Here is a 23,932-nt window from a genome sequence, read left to right as displayed (position 1 = left end):
GGTGTGGGCGTTGCCGCTTCCCAGCCCGTGAAGGGTTACTCCGTCATGCCCACTGCCCTGCTCCCCCGCAACGACCAGAGGCCTTCCACCGGCCTCGCTCCGGCTGCACGCCGCCGCACCCGCGTCCTCGCCCTCGCCGAGGCCCGCTGGGCGTCGGCGGCGACGGTCGCGTTCCTGCTCGCACTGCCGCTCCAGCTGGCGGGGGCCGCTTCCTGGACGTGGGGTGCGTCGTACGCCGTCGCGTACGTCGCCGGGGGCTGGGAACCCGCCCTCGCCGGGCTGCGGGCACTGCGCGAGAAGACCCTGGACGTGGACCTGCTGATGATCGTCGCGGCTCTCGGCGCCGCCTCGATCGGGCAGGTGATGGACGGTGCGCTGCTCATCGTCATTTTCGCCACGTCCGGCGCGCTCGAGGCCCTTGCCACCGCCCGCACAGCCGATTCGGTACGCAGCCTCCTCGACCTCGCGCCCACCACGGCCACCCGGCTGGCCGACGGGGGTGGCGAGGAGACAGTCGGCACAGCCGAGTTGAAGGTCGGCGACGTCATCCTCGTACGACCTGGTGAGCGGGTCGGCGCGGACGGCGAGGTGCTTGAGGGTGCCAGTGACGTCGATCAGGCGACGGTCACCGGGGAGCCGCTGCCGGTCGCCAAGGAGACCGGGGACGAGGTCTTCGCGGGGACGCTGAACGGAGCGGGTGCGCTGCGGGTGCGGGTGGGGCGTGACGCGGCTGACTCGGTGATCGCGCGGATCGTGGCGATGGTCGAGGAGGCGTCGGAGACCAAGGCGCCGACCCAGCTGTTCATCGAGAAGGTCGAGCAGCGGTACTCGCTCGGCATGGTCGTCGCGACGCTCGCGGTGTTCGCTGTCCCGCTGGCGCTCGGCGACGACCTGACCGGGGCCCTGCTGCGGGCTATGACGTTCATGATCGTGGCCTCGCCGTGCGCGGTGGTGCTCGCCACCATGCCGCCGCTCCTCTCGGCGATCGCCAACGCGGGGCGGCACGGCGTCCTGGTCAAGTCCGCCGTCGTGATGGAGCGGCTGGGGCAGGTGGACGCGGTCGCCCTCGACAAGACGGGCACCCTGACCGGGGGAACTCCGTGGGTGAGCGCCGTCCACACGCTCCCCGCCTGCGGCCTGACCGACGACACCCTCCTCGCGCTCGCGGCAGCCGCCGAGTACCGCAGCGAACATCCCCTGGCCCGCGCTGTCGTGGGCGCGGCGCGCGCTCGCGGCATGGACATTCCACCGGTGACGGACTTCGCATCGGCGCCGGGCATCGGGGTGAGCGCCACGGTCGGGGGCGCCGTCGTCGAGGTGGGGGCTCCGGCGCGGCTGCTCGGTACTCCGCTGGGCGGCGACGCCCGTGACACGGCGAGCACGGAGGCCCTCGCTCGCGCACGGCAGTTGGGCGACAGTGGCCAGACCGCTGTGCTCGTGCTGCGCGGCGGGACTCCCGTGGGCGTCCTCGGCATCGCCGACCGCCTCCGCCCGGACGCCGCGGCGACCGTGACCGCCCTGGAGTCCCTGACCGGCAGGGCTCCGATGCTGCTCACCGGCGACAACGCGCGAGCCGCGGCCCGGCTCGCGGCGGAGGTCGGCATCGGTGACGTACGGGCGGGGCTCCTTCCGCAGGACAAGGTCGCGGCGGTGCGCGAGGCGGAGGGCGCGGGACGCAGGGTCCTGGTCATCGGGGACGGCGTCAACGACGCACCCGCCCTCGCAGCGGCCCACACCGGCATCGCGATGGGCCGGGCCGGTTCCGACCTGGCCCTGGAGACCGCGGACGCCGTCATCGTGCGGGACGAACTCGCCACCGTCCCGAAGGTGATCGCCCTGTCCCGGCGCGCCCGCGGGCTCGTGGCACAGAACCTGGTGATCGCCGGGGCGTTCATCGCCGTCCTGGTCACCTGGGACCTGGTCGGCAGCCTGCCGCTCCCCCTCGGCGTGCTCGGCCACGAGGGCTCCACCGTGCTCGTGGGGCTCAACGGGCTGCGGCTGCTGCGGGACGCGGCGTGGCGGGACGCGGGGGCCTGAGCGGGCGGCCACCCCCGGGCGGCCACCTCGCCGCCTCCCGCCGCCTCCCGCCGCCTCCCGCCGCCTTCGGACGCTGCCCCCCACACACAAGACACCTGGGTCCGTCACCGGGGCGGGTGACGGACCCAGGATCAAACGGCGGCGCGCCGCCGGGCGCCGTGCCGGCTACGCCCCGCGATAGGTCTCAAGGAGCCGCAGCCACACCTCACTGATCGTGGGATAGGCCGGAACCGCGTGCCACAACCGTTCGATCGGCACCTCCCCCGCGATCGCCACCGTCGCCGAGTGGATGAGCTCGCCGACGCCAGGGCCCACGAAGGTCACGCCGAGCAGGACCTCCCGGTCGAGGTCGACGATCATGCGGGCACGGCCTTCATAGCCGTCCGCGTAGAGGCCGGCGCCCGCCACGCCCGACATGTCGTAGTCCACGGCGCGCACGCGGTGGCCCGCGGACTCCGCTTCCTCGAGGGTGAGGCCCGCCGATGCCGCCTCGGGGTCGGTGAAGACCACCTGGGGTACGGCGTCGTGGTCGGCGGTGGCGGAGTGCGCGCCCCAGCGGTCGGTCTCCAGAAGGGGGACGTCCTGGGCGCGGGCGGTGATCGCGGCGCCCGCGACGCGGGCCTGGTACTTGCCCTGGTGGGTGAGGAGCGCGCGGTGGTTGGCGTCGCCCACCGCGTAGAGCCAGGTGCTGCCCTGCACCCGCAGGCTCTCGTCCACCGGCAGCCAGGAGCCCGGGTCGAGGCCGATCGTCTCCAGGCCGAGGTCGTCGGTGCGCGGGGCGCGGCCCGTGGCGAAGAGGATCTCGTCGGCTTCGAGGGTGTCGCCGCCGGTCAGGGTCGCCGTGACGGTGCCGTTCTCCCTCTGTACGGCCGTGACCGAGACGCCGGTGCGGACGTCCGCGCCCGCTTCCCGCAGCGCCTTGGCGACGAGCTCCCCGGCGAACGGCTCCATGCGCGGCAGCAGCCCCTCGCCGCGCACGAGCAGCGTGACCTGCGAGCCGAGCGCCTGCCAGGCGGTGGCCATCTCCACGGCGACGACACCGCCGCCGACCACCGCCAGCCTGCCGGGCACATGGTCGGCGCTGGTGGCCTCGCGGCTCGTCCACGGCTTCACGTCGGCGATGCCCGGCAGGTCGGGCAGCGCGGCGCGGGTGCCCGTGCACACAGCGACCGCGTGGCGGGCGGTGAGGGTCTGCTCGGTCCCGTCGGAGCCCGTGACGGTCACCTTGCGTGCTCCGGCGATGCGGCCGTGGCCTCGGTGGAGGATCACGCCGATCGACTCCAGCCAGCTGACCTGGCCGTCGTCCTTCCAGTGGGAGGTGTAGTCGTCCCGGTGCGCGAGGACCGCCGCCGTGTCCAGGGAGCCCTGCACCGACTGCCGCAGTCCTGGCACCTTGCGGGCGTCCGCCCGGGCGATGACCGGGCGCAGCAGCGCCTTGCTCGGCATGCACGCCCAGTACGAGCACTCGCCCCCGACGAGTTCACTCTCCACGATCGCCACGCTCAGGCCGCCCGCCCGCGCCCGGTCCGCTACGTTCTCCCCCACGGGACCCGCGCCAAGGACCACTACGTCGTACGTCTTCGAATCCGTCATGGAAGACAGTGTGGTCGCAGGTGTGCGACGTGGCCACATGGGTACGCGCGCGGAACGAGCCCGGGTGAGCGCGTGGAATACGTCTGCCGCCCGAGCCGTTGTGCACAGCGGCTCCGACCGACAGCAGCAGGAAGAGGTAACACCATGAGCAGCACGACTGTGGAGCTCACCAAGGAAAACTTCGACCAGACGGTCACGGACAACGAATTCGTCCTGATCGACTTCTGGGCGGAGTGGTGCGGTCCGTGCAAGTCGTTCGCGCCCGTCTACGAGAAGGCCGCCGAAGGCAATCCCGACATGGTCTTCGGCAAGGTGGACACGGAGGCGCAGCCTGAGCTCGCTCAGGCCTTCGGCATCCAGTCGATCCCGACGCTGATGATCGTCCGCGACCAGGTGGCCGTGTTCGCACAGCCCGGCGCGCTGCCGGAGGCCGCCCTGGAGGACGTCATCGGGCAGGCCAGGCAGCTGGACATGGACGAGGTCCGCAAGTCCGTCGCCGAGGAGCAGGCCAAGGCTCAGGCGCAGGAGCAGTAAGGAAGACGGCACCACGCGGAAGACCCCTGAGCAGAGAAAGCAGAGAAGCCCTCTGAACAGAAGGGTCAGCTGGACTCGCGGTGCACCGCCGTCGCACCGAGCACGTCGTGCACCTCGGGCTCCATGCCCGGGTCACGCACGACCCGGTCGACGAGCTCCGCGAGTTTCTGACCCGACGGCAGCTCGATGCGGACCGTGCTGAGCCGCGGCCGCAGGAGCCTGCCGAGCATCAAGTCGTCGGCGCCGATCATCGCCGTCCCCTCGGGGACGGCGATGCCTTCGTCCTGCAGCGCCCGCATCAGCAGCATCGCGTACTCGTCGTTGTACGTGAACACCCCGTCGACGCCCAGCGTGCGCCAGCGTGCCGCGAGGCGGGCCGCCGACTCCTCGTCGTAGGCCAGGGGCAGCTCGGTCATCATGGCGTCCTGGCCGTGCCGGGCGAGTGCGCGGCGAATTCCCTCGGCCCGCGGGCGCGCGAAGGGCTCAAGGCCCCGTTCCTCGGGAATCACGACGCCGATGTGCCGACAGCCGCGCTCCAGAAGGTGCGCCGCGGCGCGGTCACCCACCAGCCGCTGGTCCATGAGCAGCGCGTGGGCGCCCTCGGCCCGCTGCGGGCCCAGTGTGAAGACGGCCTTGGCACCTGACCGCTTCAGGACGCTCACTCCGCGCGCGCCGAGCCCCAGCGCGTCGGGGGCGAGGACGGCCACCGGGCGCAGCTCGGCCCAGGCGCGGGCCGCGTCCTCGCCGGTCAGACCGAGGCTGCCGTACTGCACGACGGTGTAGTCGAACCGGCTGAGCGCCCACTGGAGTTCGTTGAAGAACTCGCTGAAGAGCGGGCCCGCCGGGATCTGCGGCGTGGGCATCAGGACGACACGGGTATGCCCGGCACGCAGGCTGCGGGCCGCGGCGTGCGGGACGTACCCGAGCTCCTTGGCCGCCTCGTGGACGCGGCGGCGGGTGGGCTCGCTGATACGGACGGCGCTCGTGTTGTTCAGGACGTACGAGACGGTCGCGCGCGAGACCCCCGCCAGACGCGCCACGTCGGCGCTCGTCGGCACGGAGTGCTGCTCGGGCTGCTCGGGCTGCTGTGCGGTCTTGTTCGGTATCTGCGCCATGGCGGGGCTCATCCTTCCAGACGGCGCGGGGGCGCTCCCCGGCGGGCGCCGGGGCGCCCCTGACCCGCGTCGGAGCACTCCCGGCCGCCCTGCGCGGCGCGAACTGCCCTTCCCTCGTACCGCGTTCCTTCCGTGCCGGTTAGCGTGCGTGCACCTGCCCGTCGATCAAAGGTGCCCCCACATGACTGCCGACCGTGCCGACGGCCTCGCGCGCACCGCCCGCGCGCTGGCCGCCGGAGAAGTGTCCTCACGCGCGCTGACGGAGCGCACGCTGGCGCGGATCGAGGCCTCGCAGCCCGTGCTCAACGCCTTCAAGCTGGTGCGCGCCGAGGCCGCGCTCGCCGAGGCGGACGCCGCCGACCGGGAGCTGGCGTCCGGCGGGGCGGGGCGGCCGCTGCTGGGGGTGCCGCTCGCCGTGAAGGACGACACGGACGTGGCGGGCGAACCGACCGCGTTCGGCTGCCGTGGCGACTTCCCGCCGAAGGAGCAGGACGCCGAGTCGGTACGCCGGCTGCGGGCGGCCGGGGCCGTGATCATCGGCAAGACCAACACATGTGAGCTGGGGCAGTGGCCTTTCACGGAAGGGCCCGGGTTCGGTGACACCCGCAATCCGTGGCATACGGGGCACACCCCCGGCGGCTCGTCGGGCGGGTCGGCGGCCGCGGTGGCGGCGGGGCTCGTCCCCGCCGCCCTTGGCTCGGACGGCGCGGGCTCGGTGCGCATCCCAGCCGCCTGGACCCATCTGGTCGGGATCAAGCCGCAGCGGGGCCGCATATCGACGTGGCCCTGGCCCGAGTCCTTCAACGGCATCACCGTCAACGGCCCGCTCGCGAGGACCGTCGCCGACGCGGCCCTGCTGCTCGACGCGGCGAGCGGCAGTCACAGCGGGGACCTGCACAAGCCGCCCGCCATCCGCGCCTCGGAGGCGGCCACCCGCGAACCGGGACGGCTGCGGATAGCCCTCTCCCTGCGCATGCCGTTCACCGCGACCCCCAAGCGCCTGCATCCCGTGGTGCGCCGGAAGGTCATCGTCCTCGCGGACCGGCTCGCCGCGCTCGGACACGACGTCGAGGAGGCCGACCCGCGCTACGGCCAGATCGGCCTCGGCTTCCTGCCGCGCGCGACGGCCGGCATCACCGAATGGGCCCGTGAGGTCCCCGACCCGCACCTGCTCGACCCGCGGACCAAGGAGGCGGCCCGTATGGGGCACCTCCTCGGCGGCGCCCCGCTGCGCCTGTCCCGCCGCGCCGAAGCCGTACTGCACCGCCGTGTCGGTGAGATCTTCTCGACGTACGACGTAGTCCTCACCCCCACCACCGCCACTCCCCCACCCCGCATCGGCACCATGGCCGCCCTCAGCGGCTGGCGCACCGACCGGGCGATGATCGCCGCCTGCCCCTACGCGTGGACGTGGAACGTCCTTGGCTGGCCCGGCGTCAACGTTCCCGCGGGACAGGTGTCCGGAGGCCTGCCGGTCGGCGCCCAGCTGCTGGGACCCGCGGGCAGCGAGCCGCGCCTGATATCGCTGGCAGCCCAGTTGGAGGCGGATCAGCGCTGGTACGAACGGTGGCCGACGGCGGCCGCGTGAAGCGCGGCACGTAACCCGACCCCGCGGACCAGCAGGCGGACCCGCCCCGCGGGTTGGGCCGGAAAGGATCTACGGTGGCCCGCGTGACTGCCAACACCGATGACCCGCAGACGACCGCGCACCCGGGCCGCACGGGCCGCACCGCGACCACCGAGGCCGAGCCGCGTGAGGTCGGCCAGGTCCAGACGACGTACGCACCCGCACACGACGGCGATCCCGACCCCGGCGAGATCGTCTGGACGTGGGTTCCCTACGAGGAGAACGACGGGCGCGGCAAGGACCGTCCCGTCCTCGTCGTCGCCCGCGAGGCGCGCGGCACGCTGCTCGCCGTGCAGCTCTCCACCAAGCAGCACGCGAACGAAAGGGTGCCGATCGGCAGTGGTCCCTGGGACCGCGAGGGCCGCGACTCCTGGGTCGACATCGACCGGGTGCTCCGGGTGCACGACGAGGGCATGCGCCGCGAGGCGTGCGCGCTCGACCGGATGCGGTTCAACCTGGTCGTGCGGCGGCTTCAGGAGCGCTACGGCTGGCGCTGACCGCTAGGGCTGTCCCGTGATCCCCGGTGGATCAGCGCGCGTCGTCAGATGCGGTGCGCCGCAAGGCGGAGGAGCGTCCTCATACTGGGCGTATTCGGGCGTTGCGACAACGCGGCGAGGCGCCGTAGCTGTCGTCGTGCGCCCGCCGGGGATTACGGGACAGCCCTTGGGGCAGGGGCATGCCACTGGGTACTGATCGGCCCCTGAACCCCGCGCCGAACGCCTCGTCGAAGGCGGCCCGCGTCACCGCGCCGCGCGTGCGGTCGAGCACCCCGAAGACGGTGTGCGCGAAGTACCCGTGGAACCGGCCGCCTTCGTCGAGCAGCGCCCGGAACGCGCCCGCCACCTGCGCGGGATCGTTCTGGAAGACCCCGCAGCCCCACGCGCCGAGCACGAGCCGCCGGTAGCCACAGGCAGCGGCGGTCTCCAGAACCCGTTCCGCCCGCCCGGCGAGGGCGGCCGGCAGGTGCCCGGCGCGCTCCGGGGTCTGCCGCAGGACGACTCCCGCGTTCGGTGCGGCCGAGGTCAGGAAGCCCACCTCGTACGCCTCGTCGAGCAGCCGCCCCTTGTCGTCGCGGAAGACCGGCACGGCCGGGGAGTGGATCACCCGGTCGCTGTAGAAAGGGTCGCGGTGGGCACGATGGTGGTCGTAGAAGTCACGGGCCGAGCGCACACATGTATACAGCGCCGAGGCGCGGCACAGCGCCTCTTCCTGCGCCTGGGCGCCGTTCAGATAGCCGCCGCCGGGATTGCGCGCGGAGGAGAAGTTCAGGACGGCCACGGGGCCCGGGTCCGCGGCCGTGAGCCGGTGCGCGGCCTCCAAGCTGCTCTCTCCGCTGACCTCGACTACCGTTGAGCTCAGCTCGGGCGGCGTCACGTCCCTCACGACCGTCACGTCAAGGGCCGCCGGACCGAACATCCGCGTGCCGGAGCGCGCGGCGTCCACCGCATCCGCGATCACCACATCGCGGCCACCCGGAGCGGCATACCACCCTGCCGCCACGATCTCCTCGGTCTGCTGCGCGATGCCACGCAGTCGCGCACTCATGCTCGCTCCTCCACGTCGGACTCTGTCCCGTCCCCCGTCTCACACATGAACGCATCGTGAGCTCTTCCCGACATCCGCCGCAACAGAATTCCCTGGCATGAGCGTGGGCCCAGGGGCACTCTTGTGCGAACGGCTGACAAGGTCTTGGGTAGGACGAGCGCTGCCAACTCGGTCAACCCCATATCGAGTTGACCGGACGGTCCGCAACCGCTGGACCAGGCAGAACTTGAACAGGAGGACCTCTGCATGTCCGAGGGTGACTGTACGAAGTACCGCGCGAAGTACGGCACCGCGGTATCCGAGTCCGAGGCGGAGGCGCTGGTCACCGGCATCTGCTTCAAGACCGGACCACCCCGCATCACCGGTGTCGAACTGGAATGGCTGATCCACGAGCCGCACCGGCTCCATCTGCCCGTGTCCCCCGCCCGCCTCGAAGCGGCCTACACCGCTCTGCGGGCCCTGCCCCTGCACTCCCTGATCACCGTCGAACCAGGCGGCCAGCTGGAGCTCAGCTCGCTCCCCGCCGCCTCGCTCATGGAGTGCGTGTCCGACGTATCGGCCGATCTCGCTCTCGTACGCGATCGCCTCGCCACCCTGAATCTGACGCTCACCGGACTCGGTGCCGATCCCTGGCGTCCGCCGTCGCGCATCCTGCACAGGCCTCGCTACGACGCGATGGAGAGCTATCTCGACCGCGCGGGCCCCGCGGGCCGCCGCATGATGTGCTCCACCGCTTCCGTGCAGATCTGTCTGGACGCGGGGCACGAGGAGCCGGGCCCGCTCGGCTACGGCAGACGGTGGCGGCTCGCGCATCTGCTCGGCGCCGTACTGGTCGCCGTGTTCGCCAACTCGCCGGTCCAGGACGGGCGCTCCACCGGCTGGCGCTCCACGCGGCAGGCCGTGTGGGCGTCGATCGATCCGGGCACGTCCGGCGCGCCCCCGCTCGACACGGAGCCACGGGCGGCCTGGACGCGGCACGTGATGGACGCGCCGGTGATGTTCATCAGGGCGGAGGGCGACGGGAACGAAGCGTCCTGGGCCGTTCCGGAGGGGCTGACCTTCCGCGCCTGGGCCCGCTCCGGCGCGCCTCGCCCGCCGACCCGCGAAGACCTCGAATACCACCTGACCACCCTCTTCCCGCCCGTACGCCCGCGCGGCCACCTGGAGATGCGGATGGTCGACGCGCAGCCGGGCGCGGACGGCTGGATCGTGCCGCTCGCCGTGACGAGCGCGCTGTTCGACGACCCGCAGGCGGCCGAGACCGCCTACCGCACCCTGAAGCCGCTGGCCGAGCGCGCGTGCCCGCCCGGCGCGCCCGCGGCGCCGCGCAGCCCGCTGTGGCTGGACGCGGCGCGGCACGGGCTCGCCGACCCGGAGCTTCGCGAGGCCGCCACCGCCTGTTTCGCCGCGGCGGCCGAGGCGCTGCCCCGGATGGGCGCGAGCACCGAGGTGCAAAGAGTGGTCGCCGCGTACGCCGAGCGGTATGTCGCGCGGGGCCGCTGCCCGGCCGACGATCTGCTCGACGGGCACAGGGAAGGCCACCACTACGACCACGAGCACGAGAAGGGCATCCTCCGATGACCGGAACCGTCAGCGACCCCGATGCGCTTCGGCAGCGCGCCATGGCGGCGCTCCTCGCCGCCCGGGACCGCACCTCGCTCCTCACCTCATGCGTCGAAGAACCCGAACTGACCGCGCAGCACTCGCCGTTGATGTCCCCGCTGGTCTGGGACCTCGCGCACATAGGCAACCAGGAAGAGCTGTGGCTGCTGCGGGCGGTGGCGGGCCGTGACGCCATGCGACCCGAGATCGACGGCCTGTACGACGCCTTCGAGCACCCCCGCTCCGAGCGCCCGAGCCTGCCGCTGCTCGCGCCCGCGCAGGCGCGCCGCTACGCCTCCGAGGTGCGCGGGCGCGCCCTCGACGTCCTGGAACGCACACCGTTCCACGGTTCGCCGCTGACCGACGCGGGGTTCGCGTTCGGCATGATCGCACAGCACGAACAGCAGCACGACGAAACGATGCTGATCACCCATCAGCTGCGCTCTGGTGCCACCGCGCTCACCGCGCCGGACCCGGAGCCCGCGCCGCCGTTCGACGGACCGGACGAAGTCCTCGTGCCGGGCGGCCCGTTCACGATGGGCACGTCCACCGAGCCGTGGGCGCTCGACAACGAACGTCCGGCTCACCACCGTCTGGTCCCGCCGTTCTACATCGACACGACGCCGGTGACCAACGCCGGCTTCCAGCGCTTCATCGCCGACGGCGGCTATGCGCAGCAGCGGTGGTGGACCCCGGCGGGCTGGGACATGGTCCGCGGGGGCGAACTCTCGGCACCGCTCTTCTGGCGCCGGGAAGACGGCCAGTGGCTGCGCCGCCACTTCGGCACCGTCGAGGTCGTACCGCCCGACGAGCCGGTCCTGCACGTCAGTTGGTACGAGGCCGACGCGTACGCCCGCTGGGCGGGCCGGCGCCTGCCCAGCGAGGAGGAGTGGGAGAAGGCCGCCCGGCACGACCCGGCGAGCGACCGCTCGACGCGCTACCCGTGGGGCGACGCGGATCCCACCCCCGAGCGTGCCAACCTGGGCCAGCGCCATCTCCGCCCCGCTCCCGTCGGCAGCTATCCGGCCGGTGAGTCGCCGCTCGGTGTACGCCAGTTGATCGGCGACGTATGGGAGTGGACGTCGAGCGACTTCCTGCCCTATCCGGGGTTCGCCGCCTTCCCCTACCGCGAGTACTCGGACGTCTTCTTCGGCGGGGACTACAAGGTGCTGCGCGGCGGTGCCTTCTCCGTGGACGAGGTGGCCTGCCGGGGTACGTTCCGCAACTGGGACCACCCCATGCGGCGGCAGATCTTCTCCGGCTTCCGCACCGCGCGCGACGCGGACGCGACGGAGGCCGCCTGATGTGCCGTCATCTGGCCTTCCTGGGACCCGACGAGCCCCTCGGGAAGCTCCTCGTGAACCCCGCGCACAGCCTGTTCCGACAGTCCTGGGCCCCGCGGCAGCAGCGCTACGGCACGGTCAACGCCGATGGGTTCGGAGTGGGCTGGTACGCCGACGGCGACCCAGTGCCCGCGCGCTACCGCCGCTCCGGGCCGATCTGGGGCGACCAGTCCTTCGCGGACCTCGCCCGCGTCGTCAGGTCCGGGGCCCTGCTCGCCGCCGTGCGCGACGCGACCGAGGCGGGCGCGGACGGGGAAGCGGCGGCGGCGCCGTTCGCCGCCGGGACCTGGCTCTTCAGCCACAACGGCGCGATCACGGGCTGGCCCCGGTCGCTCGCCTCCGTGGCCCGGCTGCTTCCGCCCGCCGAGCTTCTGTCCTTGGAGGCGCGCTGCGACTCCGCGCTGGTGTGGGCGCTCGTCCTGCACCGGCTGCGCAACGGCGACGACGAGGGCCAGGCCCTCGCGGACACCGTGACGGAGGTCGCTCAGGCGGCTCCCGGATCGCGCCTCAACCTCCTGCTCACCAACGGCGAGACGATCGTGGCGACCGCCTGGGGCGACACCCTCTGGTATCTCACCGAACCGGGCCGCCGCACCGTCGTGGCCTCCGAGCCCTACGACGACGATCCGCACTGGCACCAGGTGCCCGACCACACGCTGCTCGCCGCCAGCCGTACCGACGTTCTGCTGACCCCGCTCAAGGAGCCCACCGCGTGAGCCCGTTCCAGCTGACCCGCACCCTGCCCTTGGACGCCACCGGCGCGGCCCTGCGCGCCGACGTCCTGCAGGGCCTCACCAACTCGCCCAAGACACTGCCGCCCAAGTGGTTCTACGACGCGCGGGGCAGCGCGCTCTTCGACGAGATCACCACGCTGCCGGAGTACTACCCCACGCGCGCCGAGCGCGAGATCCTCCAGACCCGCGCCGCGGAGATCGCCGGGGTGACGGGCGCACGCACGCTGATCGAGCTGGGCTCGGGATCGTCGGAGAAGACCCGCCACCTGATCGACGCGCTTCCCGACCTGCACACGTACGTCCCCGTGGACGTGAGCGAGAGCGCGCTCACCGGCGCCGCGAACACCCTGCTCGCCTCGCGCCCCTCCCTGAACGTGCACGCCCTGATCGCCGACTTCACCCGCGGCCTGGCCCTGCCGGGCACACCGGGCCCGCGTCTCGTCGCCTTCCTTGGCGGCACGATCGGCAACCTCCTTCCGTCGGAGCGTTCGGCGTTCCTGACGTCGGTGCGCACTCTGCTCTCGCCCGGTGACGCGCTGCTGCTCGGCACCGACCTGGTCAAGGAGGAGTCGGTGCTCGTCTCGGCGTACGACGACGGGTCGGGCGTCACGGCCTCCTTCAACAAGAACGTCCTGGCCGTGATCAACCGCGAGCTGGGCGCGGACTTCGACCCCGACGCGTTCTCGCACGTGGCCGTCTGGGACCGCGAGCACGAGTGGATCGAGATGCGCCTGCGCTCCCTGGCCGCCCAGACGGTGAAGATCCCGGCGCTCGATCTGGCGGTCGACTTCGACCGCCACGAGGAGATGCGCACCGAGATCTCGGCGAAGTTCCGGGAGGAGGGGGTGCGGTCCGATCTGTCGTCGGCGGACCTGAAGCTGACCCACTGGTGGACGGACGAGAGGGCGCGCTTCGCGCTGTCGCTCAGCGTGGCGCGCTAGCCCCGCACGAAGCCCCTCACGACCCGCGGACGTCCAGTTCCCGGGTGATCCGGCGCGAGGCCGCCTTCGCCTCCGTCGCCGGGTCACCCCCGTCGAGGACCTTCGACATGTACTTCTTGATCGGGTTGTCCGCCTCCACCTCGGCCCACCTCGGCGAGTTCGGCGTCGCACGGCCACGCGCGGCGCCCTCGGCCATCGCGGCGACCCCTTCCTCGTCCGAGACGAGCGAGGCCAGAGTCGTCTTGTTCGGCACGTAGTTCATGGTCCGGGCCAGGTCCTTCTGCCACTTCTTGCTCACGAGAGCCTCGATCACCGCGACCGCGCTCTTGCGGTCCTCGGTCTTCCCGCGCACGACGAGGTCGGATCCGCCGGTGAAGACGGCGCCCGGCTTCGCCGCCGTCTTGCCCGGGACCGGGAAGAAGCCGAGCTTCCCCTTCAGTTCGGGGTTCTTCTCCTCGATGGCCCGCGCCGTCCCCGGCACGGCGACGATCTGCGCCACGTCCCCCTTGGCGAACACCCCGGCCTGCGGCGGATGCTCCTCGTCGGCGTCCCGGGGCCCCTCGCCCAGCGCCTGCAGCTCCTGGTAGAACTCCATGCCGCGCAGGGCGTCGGGCGTGTCCAGGCTGCCCTCCCACACGCCTCGCGACCCCTTGGCCTCCGTGGCAAGATCGCCGCCCTCGTCCCAGATGAACCCGGCCAGGGTGTACCAGTCCTGGCCCGCCAGGTAGATCCCCTGGTCGGTGCCGGCGTCGAGCCGCTGGGTATCGGCGATCCACTGTGCGCGCGTCTTCGGCGGCTGCTCGATCCCGGCCCGCTCGAAAAGGTCCTTGTTGTAGATGACCACGCGGTTGGCGGCGTACCAAGGAATGCCGTACTGACTGCCGTTGTACCGGCCCGGCTCGGCGAGGCCCGGCAGCCAGTCCTTCATGCCGAGGTCGCGCGCGGACTCCAGGGTGAGGTCGTAGAGCCCGCCCTCGTCGACGTACTGGGCGACCTGCGTATTGCCGACCTCGATGACATCGGGTCCGTTCTCGTCCTTGAGCGCGGCCTTGACCTTGCCGCCGATGCCGGTCCACTCCTGGAGGTGTATCTGAAGGTCGATGCCGCTGTTCTGCTTCTCGAAGTCCGTCGTGAAGCGCTCGATGAACTCCGCCGACGCGCTGCCCCGCATGAGCCACACGCTCACGGTCCGCTTCTCCTCCCCCGCGCCCGGCAGGACACCGCAGCCGGGAAGCAGTGCGGTGGCGGCGAGGGTGAGGGTCAAGGACATGGCGACACGGCGGCGCGGTTTCACGTGGGTCACTTTCTTCCTGCGGACAGGGAGGGTCGGCCCGACGTGGGGGGTGAGCTCTCAGCTCGAACGGGTATGGCTGGGAGTTTGGTCTGTACCAATGAGCCGGTCAAGAGGGGACCGGCACCGGATTCAAGGATTCCGGTACCGGTCCCTGATGAGGGATCAGGCGAGGATTCAGCTGCCCGGGACGGTGTCCTTGAACGTGATACCTTCGCTGCGGGCGGCGCTGACCTGCGCCTTTACCGCGTCCGGGGTGAGAACCTGATCCTTGACGTGCAGGACGTAGTCGATCTGTTGGCCGTAGGCGCGCGGAGTCGAGCTCGATTGCCCGGCCAGGCGATCACCACGGACGCCGAGGACCGTCCCGTCGAGTACGTGCGCCCGCTCTACCGCGGCGACCGCCACCGCATCGTCTCGCGGCTCGAACTGGACGGTGCCGCCGAACACCCCGCGCCCACCGCCTCGCGCACCGCCGCGTGGTGGGGCACGGTGGAGTGACGTCACCTCACAGTTGTCAGGTCACCACACGGCGGAGAGGAACACCCTCATGACCGACCACACCTATCGGGTCACCGAAATCGTCGGCACCTCGCACGAGGGCGTCGACGAGGCCATCCGCAACGGCATCGCCCGCGCCTCGCAGACGCTGCGTTCGCTCGATTGGTTCGAGGTCACCCAGGTGCGCGGCCACATCGAGAACGGCGAGATCGAGCACTACCAGGTGGGCCTGAAGGTCGGCTTCCGCCTTGAGGACGGCGACAGCGCCTGACTCCACCGCCGAGCGGCCACGTCCGCCCCTCGTGCTCCTGAGCGTCCTTCAGCGCGGCGGACGCGCCCGCCCAGCGCGCCCGTACGACCGTGCGGCCCGCCCGCTCGGCCTCGTCGCACACCGGCCCCGCACTCTCCCGGGCCGGAGCCACGCCCTGTTCCAGGGGCGGATCGTGCGGAGCAGCCGCGAAGAACGCGCCCCGGTCGCGCGGCTCGCGCTCCAGGAAGCCCTGCCGATACGCGGGGCCCGCGGGAGTGCCGTCCTGGTCGAAGAGGGCCAGCGGCCTGCTGTCGCCGTCACGCGCCCGGCGTAGGCACTTCCCGTGGGGACTCCACCACCGGCGGGATCCGGCGGTGGACGTCCTCGAGCAGGTTCCGCATGGCCATGCGGAAGATCTCGGCCTGATGGTCACCGAGGAAAGAGGTGTGTCCGAACACCTCCAGGACGACGAGGCCGTGCAGGTGTCCCCACCCGCTCATCAGGAGAGCTGTCGCGGGGGGCGGCAGATGTCCCAGACCGTAGTGCGGCAGCTGTTCCAGGTATGCCCGCAGTGAGGGCGAGAGCACGGGGGCGTCGGCGGCGGCGAGTTGGGCCTCGGTGAACCCGTCGAACAGCTCGCGCTCGAAGATCGCGCTCATCCGTCGCGACGCCTGGGTGGTCGGCCCGTCGACCGGGGCCGAGTAGTCCCGCAGCGGCGTTCCGTACAGGAGCTGGAAGTGCTCGGGGTGGGCGATGGCCCAGCGACGGTAGCCCTCGGCCGCTACCACCAGACCCGGCAGGTCCGGGTCGTCCGCCGCGGTGTCGACGGCAGCCTGCACGGCGGCGGCCTGGTCGTCGTACGCCTTGGTGACGAGCGCCGTGACAAGGGCGTCCCGGCTCGGAAAGTAGTGGTAGAGCGCCTGCACGGTCATTCCGAGGTCGCGGGCGACCGCTCGCAGGGACAGAGCGGCGGGTCCGTGTTCGGTGATGTGGCGCTCGGCGGCGTCCAGGATCTCCTGCGTGGCCGCGGCACGGCGTCGCTGGCGCAAGGTGGGCGTGGCCATGGCGAGTTCCTCTGCGGGCTTGCGGGGACCGTACGACGGTCGCTCCTGTGGGCCACCCCGAGGTGTGGGGTGTGAAGAAAATCTAACACTGCCAAATTCTCTGTCTCCTCACTAACGTCGCTCCCGCCGGCCCCCACTGGTCAACTCCGGCCGTTCAGCGACGTTTTCACCGTATGGACATCAAAGGAGAAAGTGCGTGTTTGAACGCATAGCCGAACTGGCGATTCGCCGGTCCCGGCTGATACTCATCGCCACCGCGGTGGCTGTGGCCCTCATGGGTGTCCTGGGCGCCGGCGCGTTCGGCAAGTTGCTGGGAGGCGGCTACGACGACCCGGCATCCCAGTCCACCCGGGCCGGGAAGGTCATCGAGGAGAAGTTCGGCGGGGAGACGAACCTCGTCCTGCTTGTCCGTACCGACGAAGGCCGCGTCGACACCCCGGCCGCCCGGCAGAGCGGCCGTGCCCTGGTGACCGACCTCAAGAAGGAGCAGCACCTCGAGAACCTGATCTCGTACTGGGACACGGCGAGCCCCGAACTCCGCTCCAAGGACGGCCGCGAGGCCATGGTGCTCGCCCATGTGAAGGGGCAGGGCACGGAGCGCGACGAGAACGCCAAGAGCGTCATCGACGCCTACACCGGACCGCGCGAAGGCGCGCTCACGATCCAGGCCGGTGGTGGCAGCGCCGTCACCAGCGAGATGGGCACACAGTCCGGCGAGGATCTCCTGCTGGCCGAGGGCATCGCCGTACCGCTGACCCTCCTGCTGCTCCTGCTCGTCTTCGGCAGCGTCGTCGCGGCCCTGCTGCCGCTGGTGATCGGCGTGATCGCCATCGCGGGCACGTTCGCGGAACTGTTCGTCCTCGGCAGCGTCACCGACGTGTCCGTCTTCGCGATCAACCTGACCACGGCGCTGGGCCTCGGTCTCGGCATCGACTACGCCCTGCTCATGGTCAGCCGATTCCGTGAGCAGCTCGCGGCAGGGGCGACCGTGGAGGACGCTGTCCGCCGGACGGTGAGCACCGCGGGCCGTACGGTCGCGTTCTCCGCCGCGACAGTGGCGGCGGCGCTCGGGGCGCTCCTGGTGTTCCCGCAGTACTTCCTGCGCTCATTCGGCTATGCGGGCATCGGTGTCGTCGTCATCGCGGCCGTCAGCACCCTGTTCGTCATGCCGGCCCTGTTCGTCGCCCTGGGGACCAGGATCAACAGCGGTCGGCTGCCGTGGGCGAACCGTGGGCGCTCCACCACCCGGGCGCCCCTGTGGGGACGCCTCGCCGCCACCGTCATGCGGCGGCCCGCGCTCACCGCGCTGCCCGTGCTCGCGGTCCTGCTCCTGGCGGCGAGTCCGCTCCTCGGCATCACGTTCGGCACACCGGACGAACGCGTACTTCCCGAGAACGCCGAGAGCCGCCAGGTCTCGTCCGTGCTGCGGGAGAAGTTCAACGGCAGCGACGACGCCGCTCTCCACGTCGTCATCGACACATCGGTGAGCAAGGCTCCGCTGGAGTCGTACGCCGGTGAACTGTCCGGCCTCGATGGCGTGATCCGCGTCGAGACCGGCGCGGGGACCTACACCGGCGGACGGTCCACGGCGTCCGACCCGGGCAACAGAGCCCTCGCCCGCCCCGAGGCGCAGCAGATCAACGTGGTGAGCAGCTTGTCACCGAAGTCGGACGAGGCCCAGAGCCTGGTCAAGGAGGTGCGGGCGGTCGCCCCACCTGCCGGGACCCAGCCCCTGGTGGGCGGAGTGGACGCCGAGCTGGTCGACTCCAAGGACTCCATCGCCGACCGGCTCCCCATCGCCGTGGCCCTGGTCGCCCTCACCACCTTCGTCCTGCTCTTCCTGTTCACCGGCAGCGTCGTACAGCCGCTGCGTGCGCTGCTCCTCAACATGATCAGCCTGGGGGCGACCCTCGGCGTCATGACCTGGATCTTCCAGGACGGCAACCTCTCCTCCCTGCTCGGCTTCACGGCCCAGCCCATGGAGGTATCCATGACGGTGCTGATGTTCTGCATCGCCTTCGGCCTCTCGATGGACTACGAGGTGTTCGTCACCAGCCGGATCAAGGAGCTCCACGACCTGGGCGAGGACAACGAGTCCGCCGTGACCAACGGCCTCGGGCACACCGGACGCATCGTCACCGCGGCGGCCTGCCTGCTCGCGGTCAGCTTCTTCGCCTTCGGAACGGCCAAGCTGAGCTTCATGCAGATGTTCGGCCTGGGCAGTGGCCTCGCGATCCTGATCGACGCCGTGGCGGTACGCGGCATCCTCGTACCCGCCGCGATGCGCCTGCTGGGCCGCTCGGCCTGGTACGCGCCCGGCTTCCTGCGAAAGGTCCACGGGCGGTTCGGCCTCAGTGAAGGCGGCCCCGCGTCCGAGGCAGCGGCGGAGCCCGCGCCGGAGAGGCGGGTGCGGTCGGCGCAGTGATCAGTTGGCGGTTCCGGGAGGCCTGGAGAGCATGAGGAGACTGTGGGGCGCCACGGAGACCTCACTGTCCGCCTTGCGCTCCACCTCGTCGGCGACACCTCGGGGTTCCGAGGTGTCGATCCGCGTCGTCCAGCGTTCGCCGTACGCGGCGTCCGGCAGATCGAAGACGACCGGCTCCCGGTGGCTGTTCAACAGGAGCAGGAACGAGTCGTCCACCACGGACCCTCCATGGGCGTCGGGTTCCGCGATGGCGTCGCCGTTGAGGAAGACGCCCACGGCGTGCGCGTCGGGCCGCCGCCAGTCCGCGTCCGTCATCTCGCGCGCGTCGGGCCGCAGCCACACCAGGTCGGGCATCGGCTGACTCTCATGTGTCGCGGTGTCACCCCGGAAGAAGCGGCGCCTTCGCAACACGGGGTGTGCTGCCCTCAGTTCAATGGCACGGTGGGTGAAGTCGACCAACTCCCGCTGCTCGTCGGTGAGTTCCCAGTCGATCCAGGAGATCTCACTGTCCTGGCAGTAGGCGTTGTTGTTGCCGTGCTGGGTGCGGCCGAGCTCATCGCCGTGGGCGAGCATCGGGATGCCCTGCGAGAACATGAGGGTGGCCAGGAAGTTGCGCTGCTGGCGTGCGCGGAGCTCAAGAATTCCCTCGTCGGCGGTGGGCCCCTCGACTCCGCAGTTCCATGAGCGGTTCGCGTTCTCACCGTCCTGGTTGCCCTCACCGTTGGCCTCGTTGTGCTTGTCGTTGTACGAGACCAGGTCACGCAGGGTGAATCCGTCGTGCGCGGTGACGAAGTTGACGCTGGCGCGCGGGCGTCGGCGGTCGTGCTGATAGAGGTCGGACGAGCCGGTGAGACGGGAGGCGAATTCGGCGAGCGTGTGATCGGCACCGCGCCAGAAGTCCCGTACAGAATCACGGTACTTGCCGTTCCACTCCGACCAGAGGGGCGGGAAGTTGCCGACCTGGTATCCCCCGTCGCCGACGTCCCACGGCTCGGCGATGAGCTTGACGCGGCTGACCACCGGATCCTGCTGGACCAGGTCGAAGAAGGCCGAAAGGCGGTCGACGTCGTGGAACTGCCGTGCCAGCGTGGCCGCCAGATCGAAACGGAACCCGTCGACGTGCATCTCGGTGACCCAGTACCGCAACGAGTCCATGACCAGTTGCAGGACGTTGGGGTGCCGCATCAGCAGGCTGTTGCCGGTTCCCGTGGTGTCGAAGTAGTGCGCCGGATCGCCTTCCGCGAGGCGGTAGTACGAGGCGTTGTCGATACCCCGGAAGGCGAGCGTGGGGCCGTTCTCGTTGCCCTCCGCCGTGTGGTTGTAGACCACGTCGAGGATCACTTCGAGCCCCGCCTTGTGGAGCGCCTTGACCATCGACTTGAACTCGGTGACCTGTTCGCCGCGGGAGCCGCGCGCCGCGTAGGCGTTGTGCGGGGCGAAGAAGCCGATGGAGGTGTAGCCCCAGTAGTTGGACAGCCCGCGATCACGCAGGAATCCGTCCTGTACGTACTGGTGGACCGGCATCAGCTCGACCGCCGTCACTCCCAGCGACGTGAGGTGGTCGATGACCGCCTCGGTCGCAAGGCCCGCGTACGTGCCCCGCAGTTCGGCGGGGACCCCGGGATGTGTGCGGGTCAGGCCGCGCACATGCGCCTCGTACACCACCGTCTCGGCGTACGACCGCCGCGGCGGCCTGTCGTCCTCCCAGGCGAAGAACGGGTCGGTGACCACCGAGAGCGGGGTGTGCCCGGCGCTGTCGGCCGGTTCGGGCCCCCGCGCCGCGCGCTCGAAGAGAGCGGCGTCGTTGTCCATCTGCCCCTCGACGGCCTTGGCATAGGGGTCGAGGAGCAGCTTGGCGGGGTTGCACCGGTGACCTGCGGCAGGGTCCCAGGGACCGTGCACCCGGTAGCCGTAGCGCTGGCCCGGGCCGACCCCGGGCAGGTAGCAGTGCCAGACGAAGCCGTCGACTTCCGAGAGCGTCACGCGCCGGTGCGTGCCGTCGTCATCGACGAGCACGAGGTCGACGCCCTCGGCCACCTCGCTGAACAGGGCGAAGTTGGTTCCTTCACCGTCGGATGTGGCGCCCAGGGGGAAAGGGGCGCCGGTCCAGGTGCGCACGCGACTGCCTCCCTGCGGATGGACGGGGCCTACGGGGCCTGGTGAGGCCTGGTGAGGCCTGGCAGAGCGGTCACACGGGCGCCGGGGCGGCCGCGTCGGCCAGGGAGTGCGCCTCGACCGGGTCCGTGCGGACGGGAACGAGTACGGGGATCTCCCGGGGCTCCTCCCGCGGTGCCTCCAGTGCCTCACGCAGGCTGGGTGCGGGCGTCGCGGGGGCCAGCCGGGCGGGTTCGGCCGACCGGACGCGGCGCGAGAACCAGATGATCTTGCCGTTCGTCGCCGGGCAACTGCCCCAGCCGTCGCTCAGCGCGGCGATCTGCGCCAGGCAGCCCTGCGGCCCGTAGTGCCGCTGCGGCAGGTCGGGGTTGTTGTCCGACACCGCGGTGATGAGGTGCTGTCCGTTCCACCACATCTCCACGACGGCCCCCTTGTCCGCTCCGTGCTCCTCGATCGCGTGGAGCAGCACTCCGGAGCAGTGACTGACGGGTTCGGTGAGAACCCCAAGACCCCAGTGCCGCAGATGCGCGGCCAGAATGCGCCTGATCTGCTCGATCCTCTCCGAGCTGACCTCCACGTCGAGGTGGTAGTAGCAAGGGATCGCGGATTTCATCGCTCCTGGCTCCTCTCGGTGAAGCTCCCGCTCCTCCTCGGCCTTGGCGGCCGAGCCCCGAACACGGAACGTGAGCACTTATCACTTCTGGGTCAGTCTCAGCGTGCGAGCACTACTCCATTTGCGCAACAGGAACCCCTGGCGCCCCGGTGGTTGAACTCCCAACAGGACGCTGGGTGCCCACGCGTGCACCATGAGTCATATGGCTTGATCTTCGTGACACGGAACGAGGGTGACCAGCGTGGTGCTGCTGCCTGCCAAGGCCGATGTCGCACGGCGGCTGTGCGACTACCGGGCGTGGGAGCGACTGCTGCTCGCCCGTCCCGCCGACCGTGCCGTGCGGGTGCGCTTCGAGGAAACCGCGTACAGCCTGTGCGCACTGATGGGCGAGGGCAAAGCACGGGTCGCCGCCGACGCGGCCGAGCTCTACCTGCGCCCACGAACCACGCGCCGACCGTCAACACCCCCGGGCCCTTGGGGTCGGTGACGACAGGCTCCCGCGGGAGCGGCCCGCACTCGAACTCGGTGGAGGAGAGACCGATGACGTCAGCTCCGGGGACGACCTCTGTCCCCACCACCGTCGTCATGCCCGTCCTGGACGTCCAGCCGGTCGTCGATCACGGCCGCCGCCCGGCGAAGGCCGTTTCCGGCGAGACGTTCCAGATCACGGCCACCGTCTTCGCCGAGGGCTCGCTGGCGGTCGGCGCCGACGTCGTTCTGCGCGACCCGCGGGGGCGCTCCGGGCCGTGGACGCCGATGCGCGAGCTTGCGCCCGGCAGCGATCGCTGGGGTGCGGACGTGACCCCGGACGTCGAGGGGCAGTGGACGTACCGCGTGGAGGCCTGGACGGACCCCGTGAAGGGCTGGCGGCACTCCGCCGAGATCAAGGTCCCGGCCGATATCGACGCCGGGCTGATGCTCGAAGAGGGCGCGCTGCTGTACGAGCGAGCGGCACGCGGAGCCCCTCAGGGAGCGGAGCGGCAGGTGCTGCTCGCCGCCGCGAACGCGTTGCAGGACGAGCTGCGGTCCCCGGTCGAACGCCTGGAGGCCGCGCTGACTCCGCAGGTGGACGCGGTTCTCGCGCGTCATCCCCTGCGGGAACGGATCTCGCCCTCCCCGGAATTTCCGCTGCTCGTGGAGCGGCAGCGGGCGCTGTTCGGGTCCTGGTACGAGTTCTTCCCGCGCTCGGAGGGTGCCGTCGCAGTCGAGGGCGAGCCCCCGCGGTCGGGAACGTTTCGCACCGCTTCACAGCGGCTTCCGGCCATCGCCGCGATGGGCTTCGACGTCGTCTACCTCCCGCCCGTCCACCCCATCGGCACCACCTACCGCAAGGGCCCCAACAACTCCCTCTCCCCCGGCCCGCACGACGTCGGCGTCCCCTGGGCCATCGGCTCCCCCCAGGGCGGCCACGACACGATCCACCCCGACCTGGGCACCCTGGACGACTTCGACGCCTTCGTCCGCCGCGCCACCGACCTGCACCTCGAAGTCGCCCTCGACTTCGCCCTGCAGTGCTCCCCCGACCACCCCTGGGTGCACAAACACCCCGAGTGGTTCGCGCACCGCGCCGACGGCACCATCGCCTACGCGGAGAACCCCCCGAAGAAGTACCAGGACATCTACCCCCTGGCCTTCGACCACGACCTGCCCGGCCTGATCGCCGAGACCGTACGCCTGCTGCGGTTCTGGATGGACCACGGCGTACGCATCTTCCGCGTCGACAACCCGCACACCAAACCCGTCGCCTTCTGGCAGGAAGTCCTCGACGACATCAACCGCACCGACCCCGACGTCATCTTCCTGGCCGAGGCCTTCACGCGGCCTCCCGTCATGCGGGCCCTGGCCCAAGCCGGATTCCAGCAGTCCTACACGTACTTCACCTGGCGCAACACCAAGCAGGAGCTCACCGAGTACCTGACCGAGCTCTCCGTCGAGACCGCCGCGTACCTGCGCCCCAACCTCTTCGTGAACACGCCTGACATCCTGCCCGCGTATCTCCAGGACGGCGGCCGTGCCGCCTTCGAGGTGCGGGCCGTGCTTGCCGCCACCCTCGCGCCGAGCTGGGGCATGTACGCCGGTTACGAGCTGTGCGAGAACACCCCGGTCCGTGCGGGGTGCGAGGACTACCTGGACTCGGAGAAGTACCAACTGAGGCCGCGCGACTGGGAGTCGGCCGAGCGCTCCGGCGCCGGCATCGCGCCCCTCATCACCACACTCAATCGGCTCAGGCGCGATCACCCTGCCTTGCAACGGCTCAGGAACCTGCATTTCCATCAGTCCGACAACGACGCGGTCATCGTCTACAGCAAGCGCGAGGGCCAGGACACGGTTCTGATCGTCGCCAACCTGGATCCGCATCAGGTCCGGGAGGCCACGGTTTCGCTGGACATGCCGCGACTCGGCCTCGAACGGCACGAGTCGGTGCCGGTGCGCGACGAGCTCACCGGCGAGACCTACCACTGGGGCAGCACCAACTACGTACGCCTTGGTCCGGGCTGCTCGCACGTGTTGATCGGAGGGTCACCCACATCATGATCATCAATGAGCCCGTCCAGGACACCTTCGAGGACACCCCCGCCAAGGACCGCGACCCCGAATGGTT

Annotated in this window: 20 protein-coding genes and 2 pseudogenes; 13 read left to right on the top strand and 9 right to left on the bottom strand. The window is 70.9% G+C overall.

The window, feature by feature from the left end; genetic code table 11:
• Positions 1–45: 45 nt before the first annotated feature.
• The gene (locus ACFVXC_RS18600) at positions 46–2,037 is read left to right on the top strand and encodes a heavy metal translocating P-type ATPase (RefSeq protein ID WP_389906499.1); all 1,992 of its coding nucleotides are present in this window, start codon (positions 46–48) and stop codon (positions 2,035–2,037) included.
• A 165-nt stretch (positions 2,038–2,202) separates the two neighbouring features.
• Here the strand turns inward: ACFVXC_RS18600 and ACFVXC_RS18595 are convergent, their stop codons facing one another.
• The gene (locus tag ACFVXC_RS18595; RefSeq protein WP_389906498.1) at positions 2,203–3,630 is read right to left on the bottom strand and encodes a dihydrolipoyl dehydrogenase family protein; all 1,428 of its coding nucleotides are present in this window, start codon (positions 3,628–3,630) and stop codon (positions 2,203–2,205) included.
• Positions 3,631–3,774: 144 nt separating this feature from the next.
• Here ACFVXC_RS18595 and trxA point away from each other — a divergent pair, with 144 nt between their 5' ends.
• The gene (gene trxA, locus ACFVXC_RS18590; RefSeq protein WP_389906497.1) at positions 3,775–4,164 is read left to right on the top strand and encodes a thioredoxin; all 390 of its coding nucleotides are present in this window, start codon (positions 3,775–3,777) and stop codon (positions 4,162–4,164) included.
• Positions 4,165–4,229: 65 nt separating this feature from the next.
• Here the strand turns inward: trxA and ACFVXC_RS18585 are convergent, their stop codons facing one another.
• Positions 4,230–5,279: a LacI family DNA-binding transcriptional regulator gene (locus ACFVXC_RS18585; protein ID WP_389906496.1), complete on the bottom strand. Its 1,050-nt coding sequence runs from the start codon at positions 5,277–5,279 to the stop codon at positions 4,230–4,232.
• A 181-nt stretch (positions 5,280–5,460) separates the two neighbouring features.
• On the opposite strand from ACFVXC_RS18585, the gene ACFVXC_RS18580 reads away from it, so the two are divergent.
• Together ACFVXC_RS18580 and ACFVXC_RS18575 are read left to right on the top strand one after the other, a co-directional pair.
• Entirely contained in the window at positions 5,461–6,867 is a 1,407-nt protein-coding gene (locus tag ACFVXC_RS18580; protein ID WP_389906495.1) for an amidase, read from the top strand.
• 83 nt (positions 6,868–6,950) lie between these two features.
• The gene (locus tag ACFVXC_RS18575) at positions 6,951–7,403 is read left to right on the top strand and encodes a type II toxin-antitoxin system PemK/MazF family toxin (RefSeq protein WP_389906494.1); all 453 of its coding nucleotides are present in this window, start codon (positions 6,951–6,953) and stop codon (positions 7,401–7,403) included.
• A gap of 79 nt (positions 7,404–7,482) precedes the next feature.
• Here the strand turns inward: ACFVXC_RS18575 and ACFVXC_RS18570 are convergent, their stop codons facing one another.
• Positions 7,483–8,451 carry a TIGR02452 family protein gene (locus ACFVXC_RS18570; RefSeq protein WP_389906493.1) on the bottom strand — a complete coding sequence of 323 codons (969 nt, stop codon included), beginning with the start codon at positions 8,449–8,451 and terminating at the stop codon, positions 7,483–7,485.
• Between the two features lie 246 nt (positions 8,452–8,697).
• Here ACFVXC_RS18570 and egtA point away from each other — a divergent pair, with 246 nt between their 5' ends.
• The 4 genes from egtA to egtD are packed head-to-tail and all read left to right on the top strand — an operon-like array spanning position 8,698 to position 13,071.
• Positions 8,698–10,032 (top strand): ergothioneine biosynthesis glutamate--cysteine ligase EgtA, encoded by a 1,335-nt coding sequence (gene egtA / locus ACFVXC_RS18565; RefSeq protein WP_389906492.1) that lies wholly within the window; start codon positions 8,698–8,700, stop codon positions 10,030–10,032.
• Positions 10,029–11,357 carry an ergothioneine biosynthesis protein EgtB gene (egtB, locus tag ACFVXC_RS18560; RefSeq protein ID WP_389906491.1) on the top strand — a complete coding sequence of 443 codons (1,329 nt, stop codon included), beginning with the start codon at positions 10,029–10,031 and terminating at the stop codon, positions 11,355–11,357. The genes egtA and egtB overlap by 4 nt, the downstream gene beginning before the upstream one ends.
• Positions 11,357–12,112, top strand: coding sequence for an ergothioneine biosynthesis protein EgtC (gene egtC, locus ACFVXC_RS18555; RefSeq protein WP_389906490.1), 756 nt, complete (start codon positions 11,357–11,359; stop codon positions 12,110–12,112). The genes egtB and egtC overlap by 1 nt, the downstream gene beginning before the upstream one ends.
• On the top strand, positions 12,109–13,071 hold the full coding sequence (egtD, locus tag ACFVXC_RS18550) for an L-histidine N(alpha)-methyltransferase (protein WP_389906489.1): 963 nt from the start codon (positions 12,109–12,111) through the stop codon (positions 13,069–13,071). The genes egtC and egtD overlap by 4 nt, the downstream gene beginning before the upstream one ends.
• A 16-nt stretch (positions 13,072–13,087) precedes the next feature.
• Here the strand turns inward: egtD and ACFVXC_RS18545 are convergent, their stop codons facing one another.
• Together ACFVXC_RS18545 and ACFVXC_RS18540 are read right to left on the bottom strand one after the other, a co-directional pair.
• A complete protein-coding gene (locus ACFVXC_RS18545; protein WP_389906907.1) occupies positions 13,088–14,341 on the bottom strand; it encodes an extracellular solute-binding protein in 1,254 nt (417 codons plus the stop codon).
• A gap of 198 nt (positions 14,342–14,539) precedes the next feature.
• Positions 14,540–14,701 (bottom strand): annotated as a pseudogene (locus ACFVXC_RS18540) (hydrolase); the annotation flags it as partial.
• Here ACFVXC_RS18540 and ACFVXC_RS18535 point away from each other — a divergent pair.
• The gene (locus tag ACFVXC_RS18535) at positions 14,690–14,863 is read left to right on the top strand and encodes a hypothetical protein (protein ID WP_389906951.1); all 174 of its coding nucleotides are present in this window, start codon (positions 14,690–14,692) and stop codon (positions 14,861–14,863) included. The pseudogene ACFVXC_RS18540 and the gene ACFVXC_RS18535 overlap by 12 nt on opposite strands.
• A gap of 49 nt (positions 14,864–14,912) precedes the next feature.
• A complete protein-coding gene (locus tag ACFVXC_RS18530) occupies positions 14,913–15,134 on the top strand; it encodes a dodecin (RefSeq protein ID WP_383270185.1) in 222 nt (73 codons plus the stop codon).
• 19 nt (positions 15,135–15,153) lie between these two features.
• Here ACFVXC_RS18530 and ACFVXC_RS18525 read toward each other — a convergent pair.
• Together ACFVXC_RS18525 and ACFVXC_RS18520 are read right to left on the bottom strand one after the other, a co-directional pair.
• Positions 15,154–15,414: pseudogene (locus ACFVXC_RS18525) on the bottom strand (hypothetical protein); the annotation flags it as partial.
• Between the two features lie 16 nt (positions 15,415–15,430).
• The gene (locus ACFVXC_RS18520) at positions 15,431–16,177 is read right to left on the bottom strand and encodes a TetR/AcrR family transcriptional regulator (protein ID WP_389906488.1); all 747 of its coding nucleotides are present in this window, start codon (positions 16,175–16,177) and stop codon (positions 15,431–15,433) included.
• Positions 16,178–16,373: 196 nt separating this feature from the next.
• Between ACFVXC_RS18520 and ACFVXC_RS18515 the strand changes: the two genes are divergently transcribed.
• Entirely contained in the window at positions 16,374–18,602 is a 2,229-nt protein-coding gene (locus tag ACFVXC_RS18515; protein WP_389906487.1) for an MMPL family transporter, read from the top strand.
• Here ACFVXC_RS18515 and glgX read toward each other — a convergent pair whose 3' ends face one another.
• On the bottom strand, positions 18,603–20,720 hold the full coding sequence (gene glgX / locus ACFVXC_RS18510; RefSeq protein ID WP_389906486.1) for a glycogen debranching protein GlgX: 2,118 nt from the start codon (positions 20,718–20,720) through the stop codon (positions 18,603–18,605).
• Between the two features lie 70 nt (positions 20,721–20,790).
• Positions 20,791–21,330, bottom strand: a complete 540-nt coding sequence (locus tag ACFVXC_RS18505) for a pep a2 (RefSeq protein ID WP_389906485.1) — start codon at positions 21,328–21,330, stop codon at positions 20,791–20,793.
• Positions 21,331–21,562: 232 nt separating this feature from the next.
• Between ACFVXC_RS18505 and ACFVXC_RS18500 the strand changes: the two genes are divergently transcribed.
• The gene (locus ACFVXC_RS18500) at positions 21,563–21,817 is read left to right on the top strand and encodes a DUF5133 domain-containing protein (RefSeq protein WP_389906484.1); all 255 of its coding nucleotides are present in this window, start codon (positions 21,563–21,565) and stop codon (positions 21,815–21,817) included.
• Between the two features lie 53 nt (positions 21,818–21,870).
• Positions 21,871–23,865, top strand: coding sequence for a maltotransferase domain-containing protein (locus ACFVXC_RS18495; protein ID WP_389906483.1), 1,995 nt, complete (start codon positions 21,871–21,873; stop codon positions 23,863–23,865).
• The last annotated feature ends 67 nt before the right edge of the window (positions 23,866–23,932 follow it).

Origin of the sequence: Streptomyces sp. NPDC058257, from assembly GCF_042881845.1 — a bacterium.
GTDB lineage: Bacteria > Actinomycetota > Actinomycetes > Streptomycetales > Streptomycetaceae > Streptomyces.
Note: the sequence above shows the minus strand (reverse complement) of the source record. Positions and strands in the feature narration are given on the sequence as shown.

Coding starts and splice junctions, on each gene's coding strand:
- egtC (WP_389906490.1), top strand. CDS start 11,357: ATGTGCCGTCATCTGGCCTTCCTGGGACCCGACGAGCCCCTCGGGAAG.
- ACFVXC_RS18545 (WP_389906907.1), bottom strand. CDS start 14,341: ATGTCCTTGACCCTCACCCTCGCCGCCACCGCACTGCTTCCCGGCTGC.
- egtB (WP_389906491.1), top strand. CDS start 10,029: ATGACCGGAACCGTCAGCGACCCCGATGCGCTTCGGCAGCGCGCCATG.
- ACFVXC_RS18495 (WP_389906483.1), top strand. CDS start 21,871: ATGACGTCAGCTCCGGGGACGACCTCTGTCCCCACCACCGTCGTCATG.
- ACFVXC_RS18570 (WP_389906493.1), bottom strand. CDS start 8,451: ATGAGTGCGCGACTGCGTGGCATCGCGCAGCAGACCGAGGAGATCGTG.
- ACFVXC_RS18585 (WP_389906496.1), bottom strand. CDS start 5,279: ATGGCGCAGATACCGAACAAGACCGCACAGCAGCCCGAGCAGCCCGAG.
- trxA (WP_389906497.1), top strand. CDS start 3,775: ATGAGCAGCACGACTGTGGAGCTCACCAAGGAAAACTTCGACCAGACG.
- ACFVXC_RS18595 (WP_389906498.1), bottom strand. CDS start 3,630: ATGACGGATTCGAAGACGTACGACGTAGTGGTCCTTGGCGCGGGTCCC.
- ACFVXC_RS18520 (WP_389906488.1), bottom strand. CDS start 16,177: ATGGCCACGCCCACCTTGCGCCAGCGACGCCGTGCCGCGGCCACGCAG.
- ACFVXC_RS18580 (WP_389906495.1), top strand. CDS start 5,461: ATGACTGCCGACCGTGCCGACGGCCTCGCGCGCACCGCCCGCGCGCTG.
- ACFVXC_RS18505 (WP_389906485.1), bottom strand. CDS start 21,330: ATGAAATCCGCGATCCCTTGCTACTACCACCTCGACGTGGAGGTCAGC.
- ACFVXC_RS18600 (WP_389906499.1), top strand. CDS start 46: ATGCCCACTGCCCTGCTCCCCCGCAACGACCAGAGGCCTTCCACCGGC.
- ACFVXC_RS18530 (WP_383270185.1), top strand. CDS start 14,913: ATGACCGACCACACCTATCGGGTCACCGAAATCGTCGGCACCTCGCAC.
- egtA (WP_389906492.1), top strand. CDS start 8,698: ATGTCCGAGGGTGACTGTACGAAGTACCGCGCGAAGTACGGCACCGCG.